Below are 22,073 nucleotides of genomic sequence, written 5' to 3' on the forward strand. Positions count from 1 at the left end.
TCACGGAATCGACTCAGCGGTGGGCCGTCGCGCGGCCGAGGAGCAGACAGACCAGCGTGCCCAGCGCGGCCGCGGCGGCGCCCGCCACGACGAGCTGGACCAGCCGCGGCTGCCCCACTCCCAGCAGCAGCGCCAGGCTCTGGGCGACGGCCGCCGAGGCGCAGACCACCGCCGCGGGCCGGACCGCCCCGAAGGACTGGAGCAGCAGCCCGGTCCACATGACGGCGCCGAGCAGCAGCAGGGTCGCGACCCGGACCGCGGTCAGGTCCGGGGCCCCCGGCCAGAGCAGGGTGCCGACCAGCCCGAGGGCCAGCAGCACCGCCAGGTACGCGGCGAGGCAGCGGCCCAGCGTGCCGAGCATCCGCAGCCAGAACTGCCGGGGCGAGCGGGCCGCCCGCAGCCCGGCCAGGCTCCCGCTGCGGAACCGGTGGAGCAGCCATTCGGCGGGACCCATGCTGAGGGTGAGCGCCACCGCCGAGGGGGCGGCGACGGCCTCGGCGGGCCCCCCGGCGAGCACCTCCCCCAGGGCGGCGTACAGCACGAGCAGGCCGGTCCCGAGGCCGAACACCCCGTACGGCACGGAGTCCCCGATGCGGGGTCCGCGCGGGCCGTACTCCTCCTCGGCGCCCCGCAGCATCCGCCAGCGCACCGGGCCCTCGCCGGGCCGGTGTCCGGCCCAGCCCCGGATCCGGCGCACGCCGGCCCGTACGCCCTCGGCCAGCGGCAGCTCCCGTACGGCGAGGGTGCAGGCGGCCAGCAGGGACATCAGCAGCAGGCCCACGCGCAGCGGCACGGGCGGGTCGGTGAACAGCGCGAGGAGCGACCCCGCGGCCATCGGGGCGAGCGCGGCGAGCAGCACCCGCTCCCGGCCGAGGACCAGCAGCACGGTGGCGGCCCCGACGTACAGGGCCTGCCCGGCCGCGAACGCGTACGAGAACGGCGGCCCGCCGGGCACGGTCAGCGCGGCGGCGATGCCGAGCAGGGCGCCGGCGGGGGCGCCGACGAGCAGGGTCCGCCCGGCGGCGGCCCGGTCGCCCAGGCCCAGCCAGGAATAGGCGCGGTGGGACAGGGTCTGGTCCCACACCCAGCCGATGAGCGCCCCGGCGAGCAGGGTCAGCGTCCCGGCGGGAAGCCCGAGCCGGTCCTGCGGGCCCTCCAGCAGCGGGGCGCCCAGGACGTACGCCAGACCGGGCAGCGCGAAGATCACCCCGCGGAGCAGGCAGGCGGTGAGGGAGACCTTCCAGGGGTCGGGGACGTGCTCCGGCTCCGGGAAGGCGCGGGGCACCCGGGCGTAGAGCTCCTCGGCGAGGCCGAAGGAGTCGTGGCGCCCGTAGGTGAGCCGGATGTGCTCGTCGGTCATCCCGTCGGATTCGAGGACGGCGGCGATCTCGTCGGGGTGGACGGCCGCCGCGATGAAGGGTTCGAGACGTTCGGCGAGTTCGTCCATCGGGTCGCCGGCGGGGTCGGGGTCCCCCGGCCCGGTGCGCCGGGGCCGGGGGATGGCGGGCAGGGTGTCGCCGCCGGGGACGCGCAGCCAGAGGGATCCGCTCACCAAAGGCTCCCGTCGGCGGCGAGTTCGCGGTACCAGGGGTCGGCGACCCGCTGCGTCCAGTCGTCGCCCGCGCGGACGGGCGGCACGGGCTGCCCTGCTTGGGCGAGGCCGCGGTAGATGTGCCGGAAGCCGTCCACGGACTGGTGGAGCGTGAACTTCTCGATCACCCGCTTGCGGGAGCGCCGGCCCAGTTCGGCGCGGCGTTCGTCGTCGCGGAGCAGGGCGAGGGTGGCGCGGGCCATGGTCTCCGGTTCGCGCGGCGGGACCACGAGCCCGGTGTCGCCGACGGCCTCCCGCACCCCGCCGACGTCGGTGGAGACGGTGGTGCGGCCGCAGGACATGGCCTCGATGATGCTGAAGGGGAAGCCCTCGCTGATGCTGGAGAGCATCACGACGCTGCCCGCCGCGTAGGCCCGGGCCACCTCGGAGATGCGGCCCTCGTACGAGATGCCGTCGCTCACCCCGAGTTCGGCGGCGAGTTTCTCCAGGCGGAGCTTGTACTCCTCGCAGCCGGCCGGGACCGGGCCGAACAGGCGCAGCCTCAGGGCGGGCAGTTCCTCGCGCATGAACGCGTAGGCCCGGATGAGCGTTTCGAGGTCCTTGATCGGGTCGATGCGCCCGCACCAGCTGAGGGTGGGCACCTCGGGTTCGGGCCCGGCGTCGGGGAAGGCGTACGGGTCGACGCCGTTGTAGACGGTGCGGATGCGGTCGGGGGCGGCGCCGCCGCGCTCCTCCCAGCGCCGGTTGTACTGGTTGCACGGGGTGATGAGGTCGGCCTGCCGGTAGCCCTCGGTGTTGAGCTCCCGGTAGAAGCCGAGCATCAGCGCCTTGACCGGCCAGCGCTGTTCGGCGGTGCGGTAGCCGAGGTAGCGCTCGCGCAGGTAGATGCCGTGCTCGGTGAGCAGGAAGGGCACCTTGTCGAGGTACTTGGCGGCGAGGGCCGGGAGGGTGGCGAGGCCGCTGCTGACGGCGTGCGCGACGCTGTCGGGCGGGATCCGTACGGCCAGCGGCCGCAGCGCGTGCTCGATCAGGTCGGTGGCGGTGAGCGCGTCGTGGACGGTGGGCTCGGCCGCGGCGGTGACGAGGCTGGGGCGGGTCCATACGGTCATCAGCAGCCGCAGGACCGTTTCGGAGCGCAGGGCCGGGGCGAGGCGGCCGGCCCGGGCCAGGACGGCGAGTTCGTGGAGGGCTTCGGAGAATCCGCCGCGGTCGGGGTCGAGGAGCGAGAGCAGGAAGGTTTCGTAGGTCTCGGTGAAGCGGCGGTGCGCCTTGCCCCGCAGGGCGGAGCGGCGGCTGCGTCCCGGCGGCGGTCCCCAGAGCGGGACGGCGGTGTGCCGGTAGACGTTGCGCGGCAGCTCCCAGGTGACCGGCTCGCGCCCGGAGCCGGTCAGGGCTATGACGTTGAAGTCGACCTCCGGCATCCCGCGTACCAGCTGGTCGCACCAGGTGCTGACTCCCCCGTGGACGTGCGGATAGGTGCCTTCGGTGAGCATGGTGACATGACGCCCATGGCTCATGCGCTGTGTCCCCCCAGGACTGTTTTTTTGGGGCTCGTTCGCCTCCGGGGGCGCTGGTCGGCTCCAGGAGGGCGTGCGTCCTCGAAAACCGCTCGTACCCCGCGGTTTTCTCCGGGCGCCCGCCCTCCTTCGCCGCCGCGCCCCCTTCGGCTCACTCACCCGTGCAGATGGTGCGGGCGGCAGGTCAGCTGGGCAGCTTGAGCGTGACCGCGCTCTGCAGCAGCTCGGGCGCGGTCCACGCCGAGCGGTTGCCCGCGTAGGCGGTGCCGAAGTCGGCGGTGCCCAGCAGGAGCTGCTTCTTGGTGCCGGTGGGTGCGGTCACCGGGGCGACGACCCCGGACGGTGCCTTGACGGTGACGGCCGTCCCGATGCGGTAGGCGGTGACCTTGCCTTCGGCCAGCGCCTTGTCCCAGGCGGCCCGGCGGTTCAGCTCGACCCCGGTGTCCTTCATGCTCTGGTTCACGATCGGGGCGCTGGGCGCGTAGAGCGCGCGGTAGGTGTCGAGGACCTGGTTGAGCACCGGGTAGAGGGTGCGGTCCTCGGCGAGGTTGGACTGGTGGACGTAGTGCGGACGCGGGTCGTTGGCCAGGACGTGGCGCAGGGCGGTCCGCGCCTCGGCCGGGACGATGTAGTCCAGGTAGCCGGTGGTGCTGCTGAGCGGGGCCGGGAGGCAGGTGGAGGTCGCGGGGTTGTCCTCGCAGACGCCGCTGCCGCCGTCGGCGCGGCTGGTGTAGATCCAGTTGTACTCGTCGGCCATCTCCGCGTTGGTGCCCGTGTTGTAGTACACGTTCATCGGGTAGCGGGGGACGGTCAGCGCGGCGCCGACCGCGCGCTGTGCGGGCTCGCGCGAGTTGTCGCTGCCCGCCCACTTGACCCCGTTGTCGGCGAGCGCGCCCGCCAGGTTGGGGTTGTCCTGGCCCTGCTGCGGCAGGGTCTTGAGGCCCGAGTGCTCGCCGGTGACGAGCTCGGTGCGGTCGGTGGTGATGCCCTTGGCGGCCGCCCAGTTGTTGTTGTCGCGGATCTGGGCGGAGATCTCGGCGCGGCTCATCCAGTTGACGGCGCCCTGGGCGTTCTTCGTACAGGTCCACGGGCTGGTGGTGGTGTCCTGCACGCAGCCGAGGAAGGGGTGCGTGTAGGTGTGGTTCATCCAGCGGTACTTGGCGCGGTCCGCGACCAGTTGCGCGGTGAGGGCGTCGGTTCCGCCGTTCTCGGCCTTCCACTCCTCGCCGGCGCCGGCGTTGAAGAGGAGGTCGAGTTTGAAGTTCTTGCTCGTCTGCCACTGCGCCGCGTACTGGGCGTCGGCGGCGGTCATGCGGATGGTGCTCTCCTGGCCCTCGCCGCCCGCACAGGCGTAGTCGCCGGGCGTGCAGTTGAGGTCCTTGCTCCAGCGGGCGTCCGGGGCGAAGACGTCGTCGACGTGGACCGCGAAGTAGCTGCGGCTCTGGCCGAGGTGGACCCCCTGGGTGAGCCAGTCGACGATGCCGCGGGCCAGCAACCGGAACTGCTGCTGGTACTGGTTGTAGCCGAAGGTGACGACCAGTTCGCTGCGTCCGTCGTGCGTGTACTCGCCGACGAGCGAGGCCCGTCCGCCGGCGACGGGTGCGTCGAGGTAGCTGGTGTAGCCGGCCCGCGGCTTGCCCATGAACCCGAAACTCTCCGGAATCAGGGTGGAGTTGTCCTCGAAGGTGACTTGACCGGCGAGGTAGTTGAAGGGGCCCGCCTTGCCGGCGGCGGTGACGGCGGCCTGGGTGCCGTCGAGCTGCCCGCTGAAGCCGCCGTTGTCGGTGTACTCGAGGCCCACGCCCGGGTGGGCCCAGGTGTACGCGTCGACCTGGCGGACGTTGTACGTCGTCTCGTACGCGGTGAGCGCGGCCATCTCTGCCGAGCCCTCGCCGAACGGGTTCTCGTTCGGCAGCACGACCCCCTGGTACTTGGCTCGCGGCCGCCCGTCGACCGTGTCGCTGAGGAACGCGGCGTTGATCACCGGGCGGCCGGAGCCGCCCAGCAGGACGCGCGTGTAGGGGACTCCGGTGTCCCGGAGCTCTGCGGTGATGGCCTCGACCGAGCTGCCGCCGTCGTCGACGACGAGCACCTTCAGGTCGATGCGCGGTGTGGCGGCCGCCTGTGCGGTCGCAGCGGGCATTGCCACGGACATCAGCGCTGCCACCGCCATTGCGGCGGCAGCCCTGTTCATCCGGTTCTTGTTGACCATTTCGGCCTTTCCCCCCGCAGGCATCACTCGACAACGGCCCTATGGCGGTCGGCCGGGCCGAGGAGGCTCTGTGGAAATCATGCAAAGGGACCCCGCGTCCCCTTGCGAGAGTGGCTCGAGTCTCTCGGACCTCGTCAGGTCTAAAGGGCAAACCTGGTCCGGAAGCCACGGATGGGTGAACCTGGTGGCGTCTTGATCGAACAACTTGCCAAACCTTCGAGTGGCGTACGGACCAGCCGGTACGCGTAGGCTCATTTCTGGCGGCCGTCGGGCCGGAATACGATCGCTACGGATGGCCGTCCACCCACTCGGCCCACAACACAAACGGAAGCGAGACTTCACCACCGTGACTGCTCTGACTCTCAGCACTGCCGGCGCGGCGACGCTGCGCGCCGACGCCCTCGTGGTCGGCGTGGCGAAGGGCCCGAAGGGCCCGGTCGTCGCCGCAGGCGCCGAGGCCGTGGACAAGGCGTACGACGGAAAGCTCGCCGCCGTGCTCGACGCACTCGGTGCCTCCGGTGCCGAAGGCGAGACCACCAAGCTGCCGGCGCCGGACGGCCTGAAGGTCCCGGTCGTGCTGGCGGTCGGGCTCGGCCCCGTCCCCGAGAAGGACGAGTCGTACGACGAGGAGGCCCTGCGCCGCGCCGCCGGCGCCGCCGCCCGTGCGCTGCACGGCACCAAGAAGGCCGCCTTCGCCCTCCCCCTGGACGACGCCTCCGCCGTCACGGCCGTCGCCGAGGGCGCGCTGCTGGGCGCGTACGCCTTCACCGCCTACCAGGGCGGCGAGAAGAAGGGCTCCGCCGCCGGCAAGAACGGCAGCCCGAAGCTGCCGCTCGCCGAGGTCGCCCTGCTGGGTGCCAAGCCGCGCGACAAGGAGCACAAGGCCGCCGTCGAGCGCGCCACGGTCGTCGCGACCGAGGTCAACATCGCCCGCGACCTGATCAACACCCCGCCGAACGACCTCACCCCCGAGGCCTTCGCCGCCGTCGCGTCCGCGACCGCCAAGGAGCACGGGATCAAGGTCCAGGTCCTGGACGAGAAGGCGCTGACCAAGGGCGGCTTCGGCGGCATCATGGGCGTCGGCAAGGGCTCCGAGAACCCGCCGCGCCTGGTGAAGATCGCCTACACCCACCCCAAGGCGGAGAAGCACCTCGCCTTCGTCGGCAAGGGCATCACCTACGACTCGGGCGGCATCTCCCTGAAGCCGGCCGGCCACAACGAGACGATGAAGTGCGACATGTCCGGCGCCGCCGCCGTGTTCGCCTCCGTCGTGGCCGCGGCCAAGCTGGGCCTCGAGGTCAACGTGACCGGCTGGCTCGCGCTCGCCGAGAACATGCCCTCCGGCTCCGCCACCCGCCCCGGCGACGTGCTGCGCATGTACAGCGGCAAGACCGTGGAGGTCCTGAACACCGACGCCGAGGGCCGCCTCGTCCTGGGCGACGCGCTGACCAAGGCCTCCGAGGAGAACCCGGACGCGATCGTCGACGTCGCCACCCTGACCGGCGCGATGGTGATGGCCCTGGGCAACCGGACCTTCGCGATCATGGCCAACGACGACGCCTTCCGCACCGCGATCCACGAGATCGCCGAGGAGGTCGGCGAGGCCTCCTGGCCGATGCCGCTCCCCGCGGACCTGCGCAAGGGCATGGACTCCCCCACCGCCGACATCGCCAACATGGGCGAGCGCATGGGCGGCGGCCTGGTGGCCGGCCTCTTCCTGCAGGAGTTCGTGGGCGAGGGCATCGCCTGGGCGCACCTCGACATCGCGGGCCCGGCCTTCCACGAGGGCGCTCCGTACGGCTACACCCCCAAGGGCGGCACCGGTTCGGCCGTGCGCACCCTGGTGCGGCTGGCCGAGCGTACGGCCACGGGCGACCTGGGCTGACGTACCTCACATACGGCGCGTACCACGCGTGAGGCGTGCCGTTCGACATGTGATGTGTGACGCGTGACGCACCCCGGGGCCTCGAAGATCAGTCGATCGAGGCCCCGGGGTCGTTCACCCCCAACGAAATCCGTAGGTTTCTACGCCTCGGTAACCCCTGCTTCGGGCAGAACGACCTGCCACAGTCCGGGCCCGGCGTCCCGCGTTCCCCCGACAAATGCGAAGATGGGTTCTCGGCAGGACAGGGCCCCCACCACAGGGCCGAAGAAACAAGCGGCCGATTACCAGCCGCCGCCCGGTCACAGAGGACCGGTGCCCGGCGCACATGCATGGAGGACGTGACGTGGCGAACGACGCCAGCACCGTTTTCGACCTAGTGATCCTCGGCGGTGGCAGTGGCGGTTACGCCGCGGCTCTGCGCGCATCCCAGCTGGGTCTGGACGTTGCCCTGATCGAGAAGAACAAGCTCGGCGGCACCTGCCTGCACAACGGCTGCATCCCCACGAAGGCCCTGCTCCACGCGGGCGAGATCGCGGACCAGGCGCGCGAAGCCGCCCAGTTCGGCGTGAAGGCCACCTTCGAGGGCATCGACATCGCGGGTGTGCAGAAGTACAAGGACGAGGTCATCTCGGGCCTGTACAAGGGCCTGCAGGGCCTGGTCGCCTCCCGCAAGGTGACGTACATCGAGGGTGAGGGCCGCCTTTCCTCGCCGACCTCCGTCGACGTGAACGGCCAGCGCATCCAGGGCCGCCACATCCTGCTGGCGACCGGCTCCGTGCCGAAGTCGCTGCCGGGCCTGAACATCGACGGCAACCGCATCATCTCCTCGGACCACGCGCTGGTCCTGGACCGCGTCCCCGAGTCGGCGATCGTCCTGGGCGGCGGCGTCATCGGCGTCGAGTTCGCCTCGGCGTGGAAGTCCTTCGGCTCCGACATCACCGTGATCGAGGGCCTCAAGCACCTCGTCCCGGTCGAGGACGAGAACAGCTCGAAGCTGCTGGAGCGCGCGTTCCGCAAGCGCGGCATCAAGTTCAACCTCGGCACCTTCTTCGACAAGGCCGAGTACACCGAGACCGGCGTGCGCGTCACGCTGGCCGACGGCAAGACCTTCGAGGCCGAGGTGCTGCTGGTCGCCGTCGGCCGCGGCCCGGTCTCGCAGGGCCTCGGCTACGAGGAGCAGGGCGTCGCGATGGACCGCGGCTACGTCCTGGTCGACGAGTACATGCAGACCAACGTGCCGACGATCTCGGCCGTCGGTGACCTCGTCCCGACCCTGCAGCTCGCGCACGTCGGCTTCGCCGAAGGCATCCTGGTCGCGGAGCGTCTGGCCGGTCTGAAGACCGTCCCGATCGACTACGACGGCGTTCCGCGCGTCACGTACTGCCACCCCGAGGTCGCTTCCGTCGGCATCACCGAGGCCAAGGCCAAGGAGATCTACGGTGCGGACAAGGTCGTGGCCCTGAAGTACAACCTGGCGGGCAACGGCAAGAGCAAGATCCTGAAGACCGCGGGCGAGATCAAGCTCGTCCAGGTCAAGGACGGTGCCGTGGTCGGCGTCCACATGGTCGGTGACCGGATGGGCGAGCAGGTCGGCGAGGCCCAGCTGATCTACAACTGGGAAGCCCTGCCGGCCGAGGTCGCGCAGCTCATCCACGCGCACCCGACCCAGAACGAAGCGCTCGGCGAGGCCCACCTGGCCCTGGCCGGCAAGCCGCTTCACTCCCACGACTAATCCACAGTCACGGGCGCGACGACCACTTCCGCACTTTCGTAAGGAGCAACTGAAACCATGTCGGTTTCCGTAACCCTTCCGGCGCTCGGCGAGAGCGTCACCGAGGGAACTGTCACCCGCTGGCTGAAGGCCGAGGGCGAGCGCGTCGAGGCCGACGAGCCGCTGCTCGAGGTCTCGACCGACAAGGTCGACACCGAGATCCCGTCGCCCGTCTCCGGCGTCCTGGCGTCCATCAAGGTCGCCGAGGACGAGACCGTCGAGGTCGGCGCCGAGCTGGCCGTCATCGACGACGGCTCCGGCGCGCCGGCTGCCGCCGAAGCCGAGACCGTCGTCGCCGAGGTTCCGGCCGCCGCTCCGGCTCCGGCCGCCGAGGCCCCCGCGGCCCCGGCCCCGGTCGCCGAGGCCCCTGCCGCCGCCGCCCCTGCCGCCTCCGGCACGGACGTCGTTCTCCCCGCCCTGGGCGAGAGCGTCACCGAGGGCACCGTCACCCGCTGGCTGAAGCAGGTCGGCGAGTCCGTCGAGGCCGACGAGCCGCTGCTCGAGGTCTCCACGGACAAGGTCGACACCGAGATCCCCGCGCCGGTCGCCGGCACGCTGCTGGAGATCCGGATCAACGAGGACGAGACCGCCGAGGTCGGCACCGTCCTGGCCGTCATCGGCGCCGCCGGTGCCGCCCCGGCCGCCGCTCCGGCCCCGGCCGCCGCTCCGGCCCCGGCCGCCGCTCCGGCTCCGGCCGCGGCTGCTCCGGCCGCTGCCGCCCCGGCTCCGGCCGCCCCGGCTGCCCCGGCCGCCGCTCCGGCTCCGGCCGCCGCTCCGGCTCCGGCCGCCGCTCCGGCTCCGGCCGCCCCGGCCGCTCCGGTTGCCGCTCCGGCCCCCGTGGCTGCTCCGGCTCCGGTTGCCGCTCCGGCTCCGGTTGCCCCCGCTGCCCCCGCCGCCCCGGTCTCCGCCGGTGACGAGGGCGCGTACGTGACCCCGCTGGTGCGCAAGCTCGCCTCGGAGTCCGGCGTCAACCTGGCCTCGGTCTCGGGCACCGGCGTCGGTGGCCGTATCCGCAAGCAGGACGTCCTGGCCGCCGCCGAGGCCGCCAAGGCCGCCGCTGCCGCCCCGGCTCCGGCTGCCGCCGCTCCGGCCGCGAAGGCCCCGGCCGCCGCGGTCTCCGAGCTGCGTGGCCAGACCGTCAAGATGACCCGCATGCGCAAGGTCATCGGCGACAACATGATGAAGGCGCTGCACTCGCAGGCTCAGCTCAGCTCCGTGGTCGAGGTGGACATCACCAAGATCATGAAGCTGCGCGAGCAGGCCAAGGCGTCCTTCCTGGCCCGCGAGGGCGTCAAGCTCTCGCCGATGCCGTTCTTCGTCAAGGCCGCCGCCCAGGCGCTGAAGGCCCACGCGGTCGTCAACGCCCGGATCAACGACGACGAGGGCACCATCACCTACTTCGACTCGGAGAACATCGGCATCGCCGTCGACTCCGAGAAGGGCCTGATGACCCCGGTCATCAAGGGTGCCGGTGACCTCAACCTGGCGGGCATCTCCAAGGCGACCGCCGACCTGGCCTCCAAGGTCCGCGGCAACAAGATCACGCCGGACGAGCTGTCCGGCGCGACCTTCACCATCAGCAACACCGGCTCGCGCGGTGCGCTGTTCGACACGGTCATCGTGCCCCCGAACCAGGTCGCCATCCTGGGCATCGGTGCCACGGTCAAGCGCCCGATGGTCATCGAGACCCCCGAGGGCACCGTCATCGGCGTCCGCGACATGACGTACCTGACCCTGTCCTACGACCACCGCCTGGTGGACGGCGCGGACGCGGCCCGGTACCTCTCGGCCGTCAAGGCGATCCTCGAGGCCGGCGAGTTCGAGGTCGAGCTCGGCCTCTGAGGCTGACGCCCCATCGGCAGACGCCACGCACGGCGCCCCCGCCCGGAACCACTTCGGGCGGGGGCGCCGTCGTCATACCCTGGTGGGTCCATGTGTGACATCTCGGGGGGCGTCGTATGGCACGGGCACGGGCACGGGTGACGGATCTCGTCGTGGTACTGCCGGGCATGACGGGCAGTCGCCTGGCGGACGCCGACGGCACGGCGGTCTGGGACCTGTCGGGCGCCGCCCTGTTACGCGGCCTGCAGGCCTTCGGCCGCTCAGCGGCGGCCCTGCGCCTGCCGAAGGACATCGGCGACGGGGACCCGGGCGACGGCGTCGTCCCCGTGGGCCTGATGCCCGATCTGCACGCCCTCCCCGGCATATGGAACCCGGTGGACGGCTACACGGACCTGCTGCGCTGGCTGGAGCGGCACTTCACCCTGTCCGTGTCGGACAACCTCCTCACGTTCCCGTACGACTGGCGGCTGTCCTGCCGCTTCAACGCGGAGCGACTGAAGGGCCGCATCGACCTGGAGCTGGAGCGCTGGCGGGCCTCGGCCCCGGAGCGCCGCGAGGCCCGGGTGGTCTTCCTCTGCCACTCGCTGGGCGGGCTGGTGGCCCGGCACTACGTGGAGCGCCTCGGCGGCCACGAGATCACCCGCCGCCTGATCACCCTGGGCACCCCGCACCGGGGCTGCGTGGAAGCCCTGGCCAACCTGGTCAACGGCAGCCCCCTGCCGGGCCCGGACCTCGGCCCGTTCGCCCGCAGCCTGCCGTCCCTGCACCAGCTGGCCCCCGACTACGCGTGCGTGACGGGGCCGCAGGGCCTCGCGCACGCCCGCGACCTGCCGGGGCTGCCGGGCGTGGACGCGGCCCTGCTGGCGGATGCGGCCCGCTTCCACGCGGACCTGCGCAGCGCCCCGCCGCGGGCCGAACTGCACGCGATCGCCGGCACCGGCCAGGCCACGGCGGCGGCCGCCTCGTACGCGGACGACCGCCTGACGCTCCTGCCGGACCTCGACGGCGCTGCCGGGTGCGGCGACGGTACGGTCCCGCTCCTTGCGGCCCTCCCGGCGGACGCGTCCGGCGACGGCTGCGCGGTGGCCGAGCCCTTCACCCCGTACGAGCAGCACGGCTCCCTGCACCACAACCGGGGCGTCCGGGACGCCCTGTGGGGCCTCCTGGGCCACGCGCCCCCGCCCCACCGGCGCGAGCACCCCGCCGCGGCCCGCCTGGGCGTGCGGGCGCCCGCCGTGCTGGCGGCCGGAGCCCCGTACGAGGTCACGGTCACGGCCCCCGACGAGGAACTGCGGCTCACTGCGGAACTGCGCCCGGCGGACGGTGGCCGCCCGACGGCCCGCCCCCTGCGCAGTCTGGGCGGCGGCCGCTACGCCGCCGTGTTCCCGCCGCCGCAGCCGGGCGCGTACCGGCTGTCGGTGGGCCGGGTCACCGCCTTGGGCGTCGTCCTTGTTACCAGCCTCACCCAACGGCCCTGACCAGGAACGCATCCCAGCGGGCTACTCCGCCGTATTGTCTACGCATCAGAGCTCTGCATGCCCCCACAGGAGATGAAGCCCGGATGATCACCCCACCCGTCGTGCACTCGCTGCGCGAGCAGATCCGCGAGCACATCGTGGAGGGGATCGTCAGCGGGCGCTGGAAGCCCGGCGAGCGGATCGTCGAGCGGCGGATCGCCGTCGAACTCGAGGTCAGCCAGACGCCCGTGCGCGAGGCGCTGCGCGAGCTGGAGACGCTGCGGCTGATCGAGTCGGCGCCGAACAAGGGCGTGCGCGTACGGAACCTGTCGGCGGCCGACCTGGAGGAGATCTACCCGGTCCGGGCCGGCCTGGAGCAGATCGCGGCCGAGCTGGCCGCGCCCCGGCTGGCGGCCGACTGCTCGGCGCTGGAGCCGCACGTGGCGGCCCTGTGGGAGGCCGACCGGACCGAGGACGGGACCGCGCAGGTGCGGCACACCGTGGGGTTCCACCGGGAGCTGGTGCGGGCGGCCGGGAACAGCGTGCTGCTGCACACCTGGGAGAGCCTGGGCATCGAGGTCTTCACGGCCCTGTCCATCCGCTGGCTCGGGACCGTCCAGAAGTCCTACGCCGAGGAGCACGCGGCCCTCGTCGAGGCGTTCCGCAATCAGGATCCGGACATCGGCGTGCTGGTGAAGCGGCATGTCCTGGGGTGCGCACCCCGCGCCTGACGGGTCACTCCGTCCCGGTTTGCCCGGCACCGGGTGCCTGATTCCATGGCACCGGGTGCCGACTTTTGGCCGGATGGCCATTTCATCGTCACATTTATTTGATCGATCATCGATCAGCGATTTACAGTCGACGGCGGGCCCCACCCGGGCCCATCGACCCTGTCCTGCCCGTCAGGGATTTCTTCACCACCTCTCCTTTGTCCGGAAGGCGGCGCACACCGATGTCCGACCCCGTAGGAAAGCTTCCGAGCGAGCTCGACCAGCTCCCGGACCGCGACACCGAGGAGACCGCCGAATGGGCGGCCTCCCTCGACGCCGTCGCCAAGGCCGCCGGTACGCGCCGCGCCGAATACCTGCTCCGCCGCACCCTCCAGCACGCCGAGGCCGCCGGCCTCGCCCTGCCGAAGCTGCTGGAGACGGACTACGTCAACACCATCCCCACCTCCGCGGAGCCCGAGTTCCCGGGTGACGAGGAGATGGAAGCCAAGATCACCGCATGGAACCGCTGGAACGCGGCCGCCATGGTGACCCGCGGCTCCAAGTACGGCGTCGGCGGCCACATCGCCACCTTCGCCTCGGCGGCCTGGCTCTACGAGACCGGCTTCCAGCACTTCTTCCGCGGGAAGGAGGCCGACGGATCGGGCGACCAGCTCTACATCCAGGGCCACGCCTCCCCCGGCATCTACGCCCGCGCCTTCCTCGACGGGCGCATCTCCGAGCAGCAGCTCGACAACTTCCGCCAGGAGTCCGGCGGCAACGGCCTGCCGTCCTACCCGCACCCGCGGCGCCTGCCGTGGCTGTGGGAGTTCCCCACGGTCTCCATGGGCCTCGGCCCGCTCTCCGCGATCTACCAGGCGCGCTTCAACCGCTACCTGCAGAACCGGAGCATCAAGGACACCGCCAACTCGCACGTCTGGGCCTTCCTGGGCGACGGCGAGATGGACGAGCCCGAGTCGACCGCCGCCCTGGCCCTCGCCTCCCGCGAGCAGCTCGACAACCTGACCTTCGTCATCAACTGCAACCTGCAGCGCCTCGACGGTCCGGTCCGCGCCAACTTCCGCGTGGTCCAGGAGCTGGAGGCCCAGTTCCGCGGCGCCGGCTGGAACGTCATCAAGTCGCTGTGGGGCTCCGCCTGGGACGAGCTGTTCCAGCTCGACACCACGGGCGCCCTGGTACGCCGCCTGCGCGAGGTACCGGACGCGCAGTTCCAGACGTACGCGACCCGCGACGTGGCCTACATCCGCCAGCACTTCTTCGGCGCCAACGCCGAGCTCGTGCAGCTGGCGGGCGTACTGTCCGACGCGAAGATCGCCGAGTGCTTCCACAGCTCCCGCGGCGGCCACGAGCCCCGCAAGGTCTACGCCGCGTACAAGGCCGCCCTGGAGCACAAGGGCGCGCCGACGGTCATCCTCGCGCAGACCGTCAAGGGCTACACGCTGGGCGCCGGGTTCGAGTCGAAGAACGCGAACCACCAGATGAAGAAGCTGTCGACCGACGAGTTCAAGGACATGCGTGACCTCCTTGGCCTCCCGATCCCGGACAGCGCCTTCGTCGACGGCAAGGTCCCGTACGGCCACCCGGGCGCGAACAGCCCCGAGGTGCAGTACCTGAACGAGCGCCGTGCGGCCCTCGGCGGCCCGGCCCCGGCCCGCAAGGTCCACCACGTGGCCCTGCCGGCTCCGGCCGAGCGCTCCTTCGCCCCGCTGCTCAAGGGCTCCGGCAAGCAGGAGATGGCCACCACCATGGCCTTCGTCCGGCTCGTCAAGGACCTGATGCGGGACAAGGAGACCGGCAAGCGCTGGGTGCCGATCGTCCCCGACGAGGCCCGTACCTTCGGCATGGAGTCCCTCTTCCCGTCGGCCGGCATCTACTCGCCGCTGGGTCAGACGTACGAGCCGGTCGACCGCGACCAGCTCATGTACTACAAGGAAGCCAAGGACGGCCAGATCCTCAACGAGGGGATCACCGAAGCCGGCGCCATGGCCGACTTCATCGCCGCCTGCACGTCGTACGCGACGCACGGCGAGCCGATGATCCCGTTCTACATCTTCTACTCGATGTTCGGCTGGCAGCGCACCGCCGACCAGATGTGGCAGCTCGCCGACCAGCTCGGCAAGGGCTTCATCGTCGGCGCCACCGCCGGCCGCACCACGCTGACCGGTGAGGGCCTGCAGCACGCGGACGGCCACTCGCACCTGATCGCGTCCACGAACCCGGCGTCGCTGAACTACGACCCGGCGTTCGCGTACGAGATCGCGGTGATCGTCAAGGACGGTCTGCGCCGCATGTACGGCGAGAAGCCGGAAGACGTCTTCTACTACCTGACGGTCTACAACGAGCCGAAGGTCCAGCCGGCCATGCCGGAGGGCGTGGAGGAAGGCATCCTGCGCGGCCTCTACCGCTTCAACGAGGCCTCCTCGCTGGAGGCGGCCCCGGCCGCCGACGCCCCGAAGATCCAGCTGATGGCCTCGGGTACGGCGATCCACTGGGCGCTGGAGGCGCAGCAGCTGCTCGCCGCCGACTGGAACGTGGCCGCCGACGTCTGGTCCGCCACCTCCTGGGGCGAGCTGCGGCGCGACGCGCTGGAGTGCGACGAGGCGCTGCTGCGCGGCGAGATGCGCACCCCGTACGTCACCCGCGCGCTCGAGGGCGTCACCAGCCCGGTGCTGGCCGTCTCCGACTGGATGCGTCAGGTCCCGGACCAGATCAGCCAGTGGGTGGAGCAGGACTGGACCTCGCTCGGTACGGACGGCTTCGGTCTGTCCGACACCCGCGAGGGCGCCCGCCGTCACTTCGGTGTCGACGCGCAGTCGATCGTGGTGGCCGCGCTGGCCCAGCTCGCCCGCCGCGGCGAGGTGCCGGCGTCCGCCATCAAGGAGGCGCGCGAGCGCTACGGCCTGTAAGACGCAGGCGGGCGCTGCGAGCGCCGGCACGGCAGACGGCAAGACGAAAGGCCGGTGTCCGACCCCCTCGATCCGGGGTCGGACACCGGCCTTTGGCCGTATGAGCGGTGGCGGCGAGGGGGCGCACCCGTGATGCTGGAGCGGTGATGGACGAGACGGAGTTCTGGGAGATCGTCGACCGTACCCGCGAGGCCGCCGAGGGCGACCCCGAGGAACACGCCGAGCTGCTCGTGGAGCGGCTGGCGCAGTTCGATCCGGACTCCGTCCTGGACTTCGCCCGGCACTTCGAGTCCCGGTACAACCGGGCGTACACGTGGGACCTGTGGGGCGCGGCCTGGGTGCTGCTCGACGGGGCGAGCGACGACGCGTTCGACTACTTCCGGTGCTGGCTGATCGGCCAGGGCCGGGAGGTCTTCGAGGGGGCGGTGCACGACCCCGACGCACTCGCGGAGCTCCTGGACGAGTTCGACGAGGACATCGACGGGGACGGCGAGGAGCTCGGGTACGCGGCCGACGAGGCGTACGAGCAGCTGACCGGCGCGGTGGCGCCGGACTTGGGGATTCCGCTGCAGGCGGCCGAGCCGGAGGGCACCCCGCTGGACTTCGAGAACGAAGCCGTGCTCGCGGAGCGCTTCCCCCGGCTGTGGGACCGTTTTCGCTCTTAGCGGCGTCTCAGTAGTGGGTACCGCCGTCGATACGGATCTCCGTACCGGTGATGAAGGCGCCGTCCTCGGAGCCCAGCATGGCGACGACGCCGGCGACGGTCTGCGGACCGGCGAAGCCCTGGCCGATGGCCGGGGCCAGTTTCGTGAACAGGCTCCAGTCGGTGTCCTCGGGCAGACCGGGGCCGTTGCCCGTGGTCATGCCGCTCTCGATGGAGCCGGGCGCCACGGCGACGAAGCGCAGGCCCTGCTTGCTGTACTCGGCGGCCAGCGCGTGGGTCATGGACTGGATGCCGCCCTTGCTGGCCGCGTAGGCGGACATGTAGGGGTGGGCGAAGGACGCCGAGGTGGAGCTGAAGTTCACGACGACCGGCTGGTCGCCCTCCAGGAGCGCCGGGAGCGCCTCGCGGATCACGAGGAAGGTGCCGGTGAGGTTGACCCCGATGACCTTGTTCCAGAACTCGAGCGTGGTCTGGTGGGTGTGCGCGGAGCGCAGGATGCCCGCGGCGTTGACCAGTACGTCGAGCCCGCCGAGCGCCTGGACGGCGGCGGCGACGCCGGCCTGCACGGCGGCTTCGTCGGATATGTCGAGGACGGCCGTGGTGAGCCGTTCGCCCCGCCCGTCGGCGGCGGCCTGCGCCGCGGTGCCCTTGAGCCCCTCCTCGTTGACGTCCACGGTGTGGACTCGGCCGCCCTCGGCGAGGATGCGGTGGACGGTGGCCTGGCCGATGCCGGAGCCACCGCCGGTGATGAGGACGCGACGTCCTTCGTAACGGTTCATGGGGGCGAGCGTACCGAGTCGATGACACGTTTTGCCAGACTGTCAAAGCATGCAATTACACTCGTTCCCGGGAGGTAGGCTTCACCCGTGAGATCCCCTCGTCCGTACTCTCCCCAGGCCGGCCCCGGAGCCCAGTCGCTGACCGAGCGCCGCAAGGCCGCCACCCAGCTCGACATCGCCCGCGCGGCCTGCGCACTCTTCGCCGAGCACGGCCCCGACGGCACCACCGCCGAGGACATCGCGCACCGCGCCGGCGTGGCGCTGCGCACGTTCTACCGGTACTTCCGCAACAAGCAGGAGGCCGTGGCCCCGCTGCTCGCCGGCGGCGGCGACGCCTGGCGCGCCCTGCTCGCCGAGGAGGACCCCGGCACCCCGCTCGACGAGGCCCTGGAACGCGCGGTGACCCGCTCGCTCGGCGACTCCCAGGCGGTCGAGGAGGGCCTCCAGGTGACCCGCGGCCTGCTCCGCGCGGCCTCGACCGACGAAGCGCTGCGCGCGGTCTGGTACCGGGTGAACCAGGACTCCGAGGAGCGCCTGGTCCCGGTGATCGCCCGGCTGGCCGGCGAGGACGCCGACCCCCTGGGCGTCCGCCTCCTCGCGGCGGCCGCGACGGACGCCATCCGCATCGCCCTGGAGCTGTGGTCGACGACGGAAGCCCCCGTCGCGGGCCCCGGCTCCCCACCGGAACTGGCGGTCCGCTGCCTGCGCGAACTGACGGGCGGCATGCCCCTGCTCCGCAGGGTCAGGGGAACCGGTCCGGCTTCGGCCTAGAAGGCGCGGCACACCCCGCGAGGCGACTCAACTCTCTGCTGCCCGCGGGAAGTTGGTCCGTGATCCCGTCCCGATGTCTCACACAGCGCGTTCACAGAATGCCCATGCCCGTGGTGTTCACTTACACGGCGCGACAGGAGGAAACGTCAACTGGAGAGGTAGAGCGTGTTAGTACGCAGCACCCGCAGGACGACAGCAGCCGTCCTCATGGCCATGGCTCTGATCCCGGCCACCCTCACGACCGCCGCGGCGGACGAGACCCCCGCAGCACCGGCAGTCCCGGCGGTGACGGTCGGCAAACAGGCCGCCGACCCGCAGAAGGTGCGGGACTTCTGGACCCCGGAGCGCGTCAAGAAGGCCCTCGCCCACGAGAAGGGCGACCAGACCGTCATCGCCCGCGACGCGAAGGCCGCCGCCGAGAAGGCCGCGTCCGAAGCGACCGGCACCGCCGGAAAGGCAGAAGGTGCCGGCCTGACGGCCGAGTCTCCGCAGGTTCTCCCGGCCGAGAAGACCGGTACGGCATCGACCGTGGCGGCCGCGGCCGACGTGCCCGAGATGCCCGTCGCCCGCAAGGTGCCGTTCCCGCAGAACTCCCCGGCCACCGTCGTCGGGAAGATCGTGTTCATCGACAACGCCGGCAAGGAACACGGCTGTACCGGGGCGTCGATCGCCGCCGACGGCAACAACACCGTCTGGACCGCCGGACACTGCGTCCACCCCGGCGACGGCAGCGGCTCGGACGGCTTCTACGACCTGGTGCTGTTCATCCCCGGTTACAAGGAAGACCCCACCAGCCCCGGTGACTACCAGGCTCCCTGGGGCGAATGGGTGGCCCGGTCGTTCGTGGCCCCGCAGGCATGGACCCGCGACAAGAACTACGAAGAGGGCGACCTCGCCGCCTTCACCGTCTCCGCCCCGACCGGCTACACGAACCTGACCGACACCGTCGGCGCGCTCGGCTACAAGTTCGGGTACGGCTCCGACTGGTCCGACATCATCGACTCCGGCTTCCCCGGCGAGGGCTTCAACCGCACCGACATGGACGGCTACACCCAGTTCTACTGCACGGGTGACGTCGTGGACGCGGTGGACTGGTACCCGTGGGACAACCGCCTCGAGATGGACTGCGACATGGGCGCGGGCGCGTCCGGCGGCCCCATGGCAACCCCCGAGGGCCAGATCGTCGGCGCGAACTCCCACGTCGAGACCGACGACAACGACGTCCGCACCAACGACAACCTGTACTCCTCGGACCACGGGGACCAGGCCGTCGCGGTGATCAACGCGATCAACGCCGCCAACTAGCCCTGCACGGCAGAGGGGCCCGCAGCCGGACGATCGGCTGCGGGCCCCTCTGCCGTGCCCGATCAGTCAGCCCGGCGGGCCATGCCCGGGTCGATGTCCTCGGCCTTCGGGGCGTTGACCACCTTCTGGTGCAGATACCGGCCCCGGATCTCCTCCGTGGTCAGCACCTCCCACCCCTCCGGCAGACCCTTGCCCGCCTTCTCCAGCTCAGCCGTCCACGCCGTCACGAGCGCCTCGCGGGACTGCGGCACCGCCGCCCCGGACGCAGCCTGCGGGCTGATCGTCACCTCGGGAGTCCGGTCCCACAGCACCCCGGAGAGGAACCCGCCGGCCGCCCCGACGAGCAGCAACCCGGCTCCCGCACCCCACAACAACCTTCGCGTCATCGCACTCCTCCCTCTGCAGCCGCGCCCCGGCCACCGTGCCACACCGGCCCGCCGACCGATACGGCGCGACGCAGGCTCGCCCCCTCGCGTCTCATGCCCGACAGCGAGGCGAAAACACGAAGGGCCGCCGCCGGCGTCTTCCGCAAAGGCGGAAAAACCGGCGACGACCCGAAGACGGCCCAGGGGGACGGAAAGCGTCCTGACCTGCGGCTGACTTAAATGTCGAAGTAGAGCTCGAACTCGTGCGGGTGCGGGCGCAGGGCGATCGGGGCGATCTCGTGCGTGCGCTTGTAGTCGATCCAGGTCTCGATCAGGTCCGGGGTGAAGACACCGCCGGCCAGGAGGTACTCGTGGTCGTCCTCCAGGGCCTTGAGGACGTCCTCGAGGCTGGTCGGGACCTGCGGGACGCTCGCGTGCTCGTCCGGGGAGAGCTCGTAGAGGTCCTTGTCGATCGGCTCCATCGGCTCGATCTTGTTCTTCACGCCGTCGAGGCCGGCCAGCAGCAGAGCCGCGAACGCCAGGTACGGGTTCGAGGACGGGTCCGGGGCGCGGAACTCGACGCGCTTGGCCTTCGGGTTCGAGCCCGTGATCGGGATGCGCATCGCGGCGGAGCGGTTGCGCTGCGAGTACACCATGTTGACCGGCGCCTCGAAGCCCGGGACCAGGCGGTGGTACGAGTTCACCGTCGGGTTGGTGAAGGCGAGCAGCGACGGGGCGTGCTTGAGGATGCCGCCGATGTAGTAGCGGGCGGTGTCCGACAGGCCCGCGTAGCCGGCCTCGTCGTAGAACAGCGGGTCGCCGTTCGCCCACAGCGACTGGTGGACGTGCATGCCCGAGCCGTTGTCACCGAAGATCGGCTTCGGCATGAAGGTCGCGGTCTTGCCGTTGCGCCAGGCGACGTTCTTCACGATGTACTTGAAGAGCATCAGGTCGTCGGCCGCGGCGAGCAGCGTGTTGAACTTGTAGTTGATCTCGGCCTGGCCGCCGGTGCCGACCTCGTGGTGCTGGCGCTCGACCTGGAGGCCCTGGGCGTCCAGCTCGAGGGAGATCTCGGCGCGCAGGTCGGCGAAGTGGTCGACCGGGGCTACGGGGAAGTAACCACCCTTGTAGCGGACCTTGTAGCCGCGGTTGTTCTCCTCGGAGCCGGTGTTCCAGGCGCCGGCCTCGGAGTCGATGTGGTAGAAGCCCTCGTTCGCGGTGGTCGCGAAGCGCACGCTGTCGAACACGTAGAACTCGGCCTCGGGGCCGAAGTACGCGGTGTCGGCGATGCCGGTGGAGGCGAGGTACGCCTCGGCCTTCTTCGCGATGTTGCGCGGGTCGCGGCTGTAGGCCTCACCCGTGATCGGGTCGTGGATGAAGAAGTTGATGTTGAGCGTCTTGTCCTTGCGGAACGGGTCCAGGCGCGCGGTGGTGATGTCGGCACGCAGCGCCATGTCGGACTCGTGGATCGCCTGGAAGCCGCGGATCGAGGATCCGTCGAAGGCGAGCTCCTCCGCCGGGTCGAATGCCCGAGCCGGGATCGTGAAGTGCTGCATCACACCAGGCAGGTCGCAGAAGCGGACGTCGACGAACTTGACGTCGTTCTCCTCGATGTACTGCTTCACTTCGTCGGCGTTCTGGAACATCCAACTCCTCCTACTCCCGACCCCGGGGCAGGGCGGGCTTTATAGCTCGTGGTGCGTCAGTGCGGTGCCGCACGCTGACCCGACCATAAGCAGACGGGATTTCTCAAGCATGACCCATTTGTTTCGCACAAGTTAACCAGGGTCCCGCCGGAACGCCGTGGAGCCGCACAGGTACCGTGTTCGGGTGGACAACAGGCAAGCACTCGGATCCTGGCTCTCCGGCCCCCGCGCGGCCGCCGAGGACATGGGCGTCGACTTCGGCTACCCGGGCCAGCGGCTCGGCCTGCCCCGCCAGGGGTCCGGCTCGGTGGCCCGGTTCGGCCGCCGCCTCGGCGGGGTCGCCATCGACTGGGTCGGCTGCCAGGTGATCGCATACGGGCTGATCACGGGCGGCAACGCGGCCGCCACGGGCAACTGGACACTGGCGCTCTTCGTGGTGCTGAGCATCCTCACCGTCGGCACCGTGGGATTCACCCCCGGAAAGCGGCTCGTGGGCCTGCGGGTCGTCGCGGAGGGCGGCGGCCGCCTCGGCCTCGGCCGGGTCGTGCTGCGCACCGTGCTGCTCGCCCTCGTCATCCCGGCGCTGGTCTGGGACCGGGACGGGCGCGGCCTGCACGACCGCCTCGCCCGCGCCGTCCAGGTCCGCATCTAGGGCCTGGTACGACAGGCAGAA

Annotated in this window: 16 protein-coding genes; 10 read left to right on the forward strand and 6 right to left on the reverse strand. The window is 71.2% G+C overall.

The features are described 5' to 3' along the window. Positions 1-13 precede the first annotated feature (13 nt). The 3 genes from ACZ49B_RS04010 to ACZ49B_RS04020 form a co-directional block, all read right to left on the reverse strand. Positions 14-1,552: a hypothetical protein gene (locus ACZ49B_RS04010; protein ID WP_468300177.1), complete on the reverse strand. Its 1,539-nt coding sequence runs from the start codon at positions 1,550-1,552 to the stop codon at positions 14-16. Further along, a complete protein-coding gene (pelF, locus tag ACZ49B_RS04015; protein ID WP_468300179.1) occupies positions 1,549-3,069 on the reverse strand; it encodes a GT4 family glycosyltransferase PelF in 1,521 nt (506 codons plus the stop codon). Before pelF ends, ACZ49B_RS04010 begins: the two co-directional genes overlap by 4 nt. A gap of 184 nt (positions 3,070-3,253) precedes the next feature. Beyond that, positions 3,254-5,281, reverse strand: a complete 2,028-nt coding sequence (locus ACZ49B_RS04020) for a hypothetical protein (RefSeq protein WP_468300181.1) — start codon at positions 5,279-5,281, stop codon at positions 3,254-3,256. Positions 5,282-5,627: 346 nt separating this feature from the next. On the opposite strand from ACZ49B_RS04020, the gene ACZ49B_RS04025 reads away from it, so the two are divergent. From ACZ49B_RS04025 to ACZ49B_RS04055, 7 genes are all read left to right on the forward strand, one after another. Further along, entirely contained in the window at positions 5,628-7,166 is a 1,539-nt protein-coding gene (locus ACZ49B_RS04025) for a leucyl aminopeptidase (RefSeq protein ID WP_468300183.1), read from the forward strand. Positions 7,167-7,509: 343 nt separating this feature from the next. After that, positions 7,510-8,898, forward strand: coding sequence for a dihydrolipoyl dehydrogenase (gene lpdA, locus ACZ49B_RS04030; protein WP_030291706.1), 1,389 nt, complete (start codon positions 7,510-7,512; stop codon positions 8,896-8,898). Positions 8,899-8,955: 57 nt separating this feature from the next. Continuing rightward, positions 8,956-10,779: a 2-oxoglutarate dehydrogenase, E2 component, dihydrolipoamide succinyltransferase gene (sucB, locus tag ACZ49B_RS04035; RefSeq protein ID WP_468300185.1), complete on the forward strand. Its 1,824-nt coding sequence runs from the start codon at positions 8,956-8,958 to the stop codon at positions 10,777-10,779. A gap of 167 nt (positions 10,780-10,946) precedes the next feature. Next, complete coding sequence (locus tag ACZ49B_RS04040; RefSeq protein ID WP_468300187.1) at positions 10,947-12,257, forward strand: lipase/acyltransferase domain-containing protein; 1,311 nt, start codon at positions 10,947-10,949, stop codon at positions 12,255-12,257. An 86-nt stretch (positions 12,258-12,343) separates the two neighbouring features. Next, positions 12,344-12,967, forward strand: a complete 624-nt coding sequence (locus ACZ49B_RS04045; protein WP_030291700.1) for a GntR family transcriptional regulator — start codon at positions 12,344-12,346, stop codon at positions 12,965-12,967. Between the two features lie 221 nt (positions 12,968-13,188). Next, on the forward strand, positions 13,189-15,870 hold the full coding sequence (aceE, locus tag ACZ49B_RS04050) for a pyruvate dehydrogenase (acetyl-transferring), homodimeric type (protein ID WP_468300189.1): 2,682 nt from the start codon (positions 13,189-13,191) through the stop codon (positions 15,868-15,870). 146 nt (positions 15,871-16,016) lie between these two features. Beyond that, positions 16,017-16,535, forward strand: a complete 519-nt coding sequence (locus tag ACZ49B_RS04055; RefSeq protein ID WP_468300191.1) for a DUF4240 domain-containing protein — start codon at positions 16,017-16,019, stop codon at positions 16,533-16,535. A 7-nt stretch (positions 16,536-16,542) separates the two neighbouring features. Here ACZ49B_RS04055 and ACZ49B_RS04060 read toward each other — a convergent pair whose 3' ends face one another. Further along, on the reverse strand, positions 16,543-17,313 hold the full coding sequence (locus ACZ49B_RS04060; RefSeq protein ID WP_468300193.1) for an SDR family NAD(P)-dependent oxidoreductase: 771 nt from the start codon (positions 17,311-17,313) through the stop codon (positions 16,543-16,545). 87 nt (positions 17,314-17,400) lie between these two features. On the opposite strand from ACZ49B_RS04060, the gene ACZ49B_RS04065 reads away from it, so the two are divergent. Both ACZ49B_RS04065 and ACZ49B_RS04070 read left to right on the forward strand, forming a co-directional pair. Next, positions 17,401-18,084 (forward strand): TetR/AcrR family transcriptional regulator, encoded by a 684-nt coding sequence (locus ACZ49B_RS04065; protein ID WP_468300195.1) that lies wholly within the window; start codon positions 17,401-17,403, stop codon positions 18,082-18,084. 165 nt (positions 18,085-18,249) lie between these two features. After that, positions 18,250-19,389, forward strand: a complete 1,140-nt coding sequence (locus ACZ49B_RS04070) for a trypsin-like serine peptidase (RefSeq protein ID WP_468300197.1) — start codon at positions 18,250-18,252, stop codon at positions 19,387-19,389. A 62-nt stretch (positions 19,390-19,451) separates the two neighbouring features. On the opposite strand, the gene ACZ49B_RS04075 is transcribed toward ACZ49B_RS04070, so the two are convergent. After that, complete coding sequence (locus tag ACZ49B_RS04075; RefSeq protein WP_468300199.1) at positions 19,452-19,775, reverse strand: hypothetical protein; 324 nt, start codon at positions 19,773-19,775, stop codon at positions 19,452-19,454. Positions 19,776-19,990: 215 nt separating this feature from the next. Continuing rightward, positions 19,991-21,400, reverse strand: coding sequence for a type I glutamate--ammonia ligase (glnA, locus tag ACZ49B_RS04080; RefSeq protein WP_266629900.1), 1,410 nt, complete (start codon positions 21,398-21,400; stop codon positions 19,991-19,993). Between the two features lie 184 nt (positions 21,401-21,584). Between glnA and ACZ49B_RS04085 the strand changes: the two genes are divergently transcribed. Next, positions 21,585-22,052 carry an RDD family protein gene (locus ACZ49B_RS04085; RefSeq protein WP_468300201.1) on the forward strand — a complete coding sequence of 156 codons (468 nt, stop codon included), beginning with the start codon at positions 21,585-21,587 and terminating at the stop codon, positions 22,050-22,052. Positions 22,053-22,073: the final 21 nt, after the last annotated feature.

Source organism: Streptomyces sp. NPDC031132, assembly GCF_055570595.1.

Coding starts and splice junctions, on each gene's coding strand:
- pelF (WP_468300179.1), bottom strand. CDS start 3,069: ATGAGCCATGGGCGTCATGTCACCATGCTCACCGAAGGCACCTATCCG.
- sucB (WP_468300185.1), top strand. CDS start 8,956: ATGTCGGTTTCCGTAACCCTTCCGGCGCTCGGCGAGAGCGTCACCGAG.
- ACZ49B_RS04055 (WP_468300191.1), top strand. CDS start 16,017: ATGGACGAGACGGAGTTCTGGGAGATCGTCGACCGTACCCGCGAGGCC.
- glnA (WP_266629900.1), bottom strand. CDS start 21,400: ATGTTCCAGAACGCCGACGAAGTGAAGCAGTACATCGAGGAGAACGAC.
- ACZ49B_RS04020 (WP_468300181.1), bottom strand. CDS start 5,281: ATGGTCAACAAGAACCGGATGAACAGGGCTGCCGCCGCAATGGCGGTG.
- ACZ49B_RS04040 (WP_468300187.1), top strand. CDS start 10,947: ATGACGGGCAGTCGCCTGGCGGACGCCGACGGCACGGCGGTCTGGGAC.
- ACZ49B_RS04075 (WP_468300199.1), bottom strand. CDS start 19,775: ATGACGCGAAGGTTGTTGTGGGGTGCGGGAGCCGGGTTGCTGCTCGTC.
- ACZ49B_RS04060 (WP_468300193.1), bottom strand. CDS start 17,313: ATGAACCGTTACGAAGGACGTCGCGTCCTCATCACCGGCGGTGGCTCC.
- aceE (WP_468300189.1), top strand. CDS start 13,189: ATGTCCGACCCCGTAGGAAAGCTTCCGAGCGAGCTCGACCAGCTCCCG.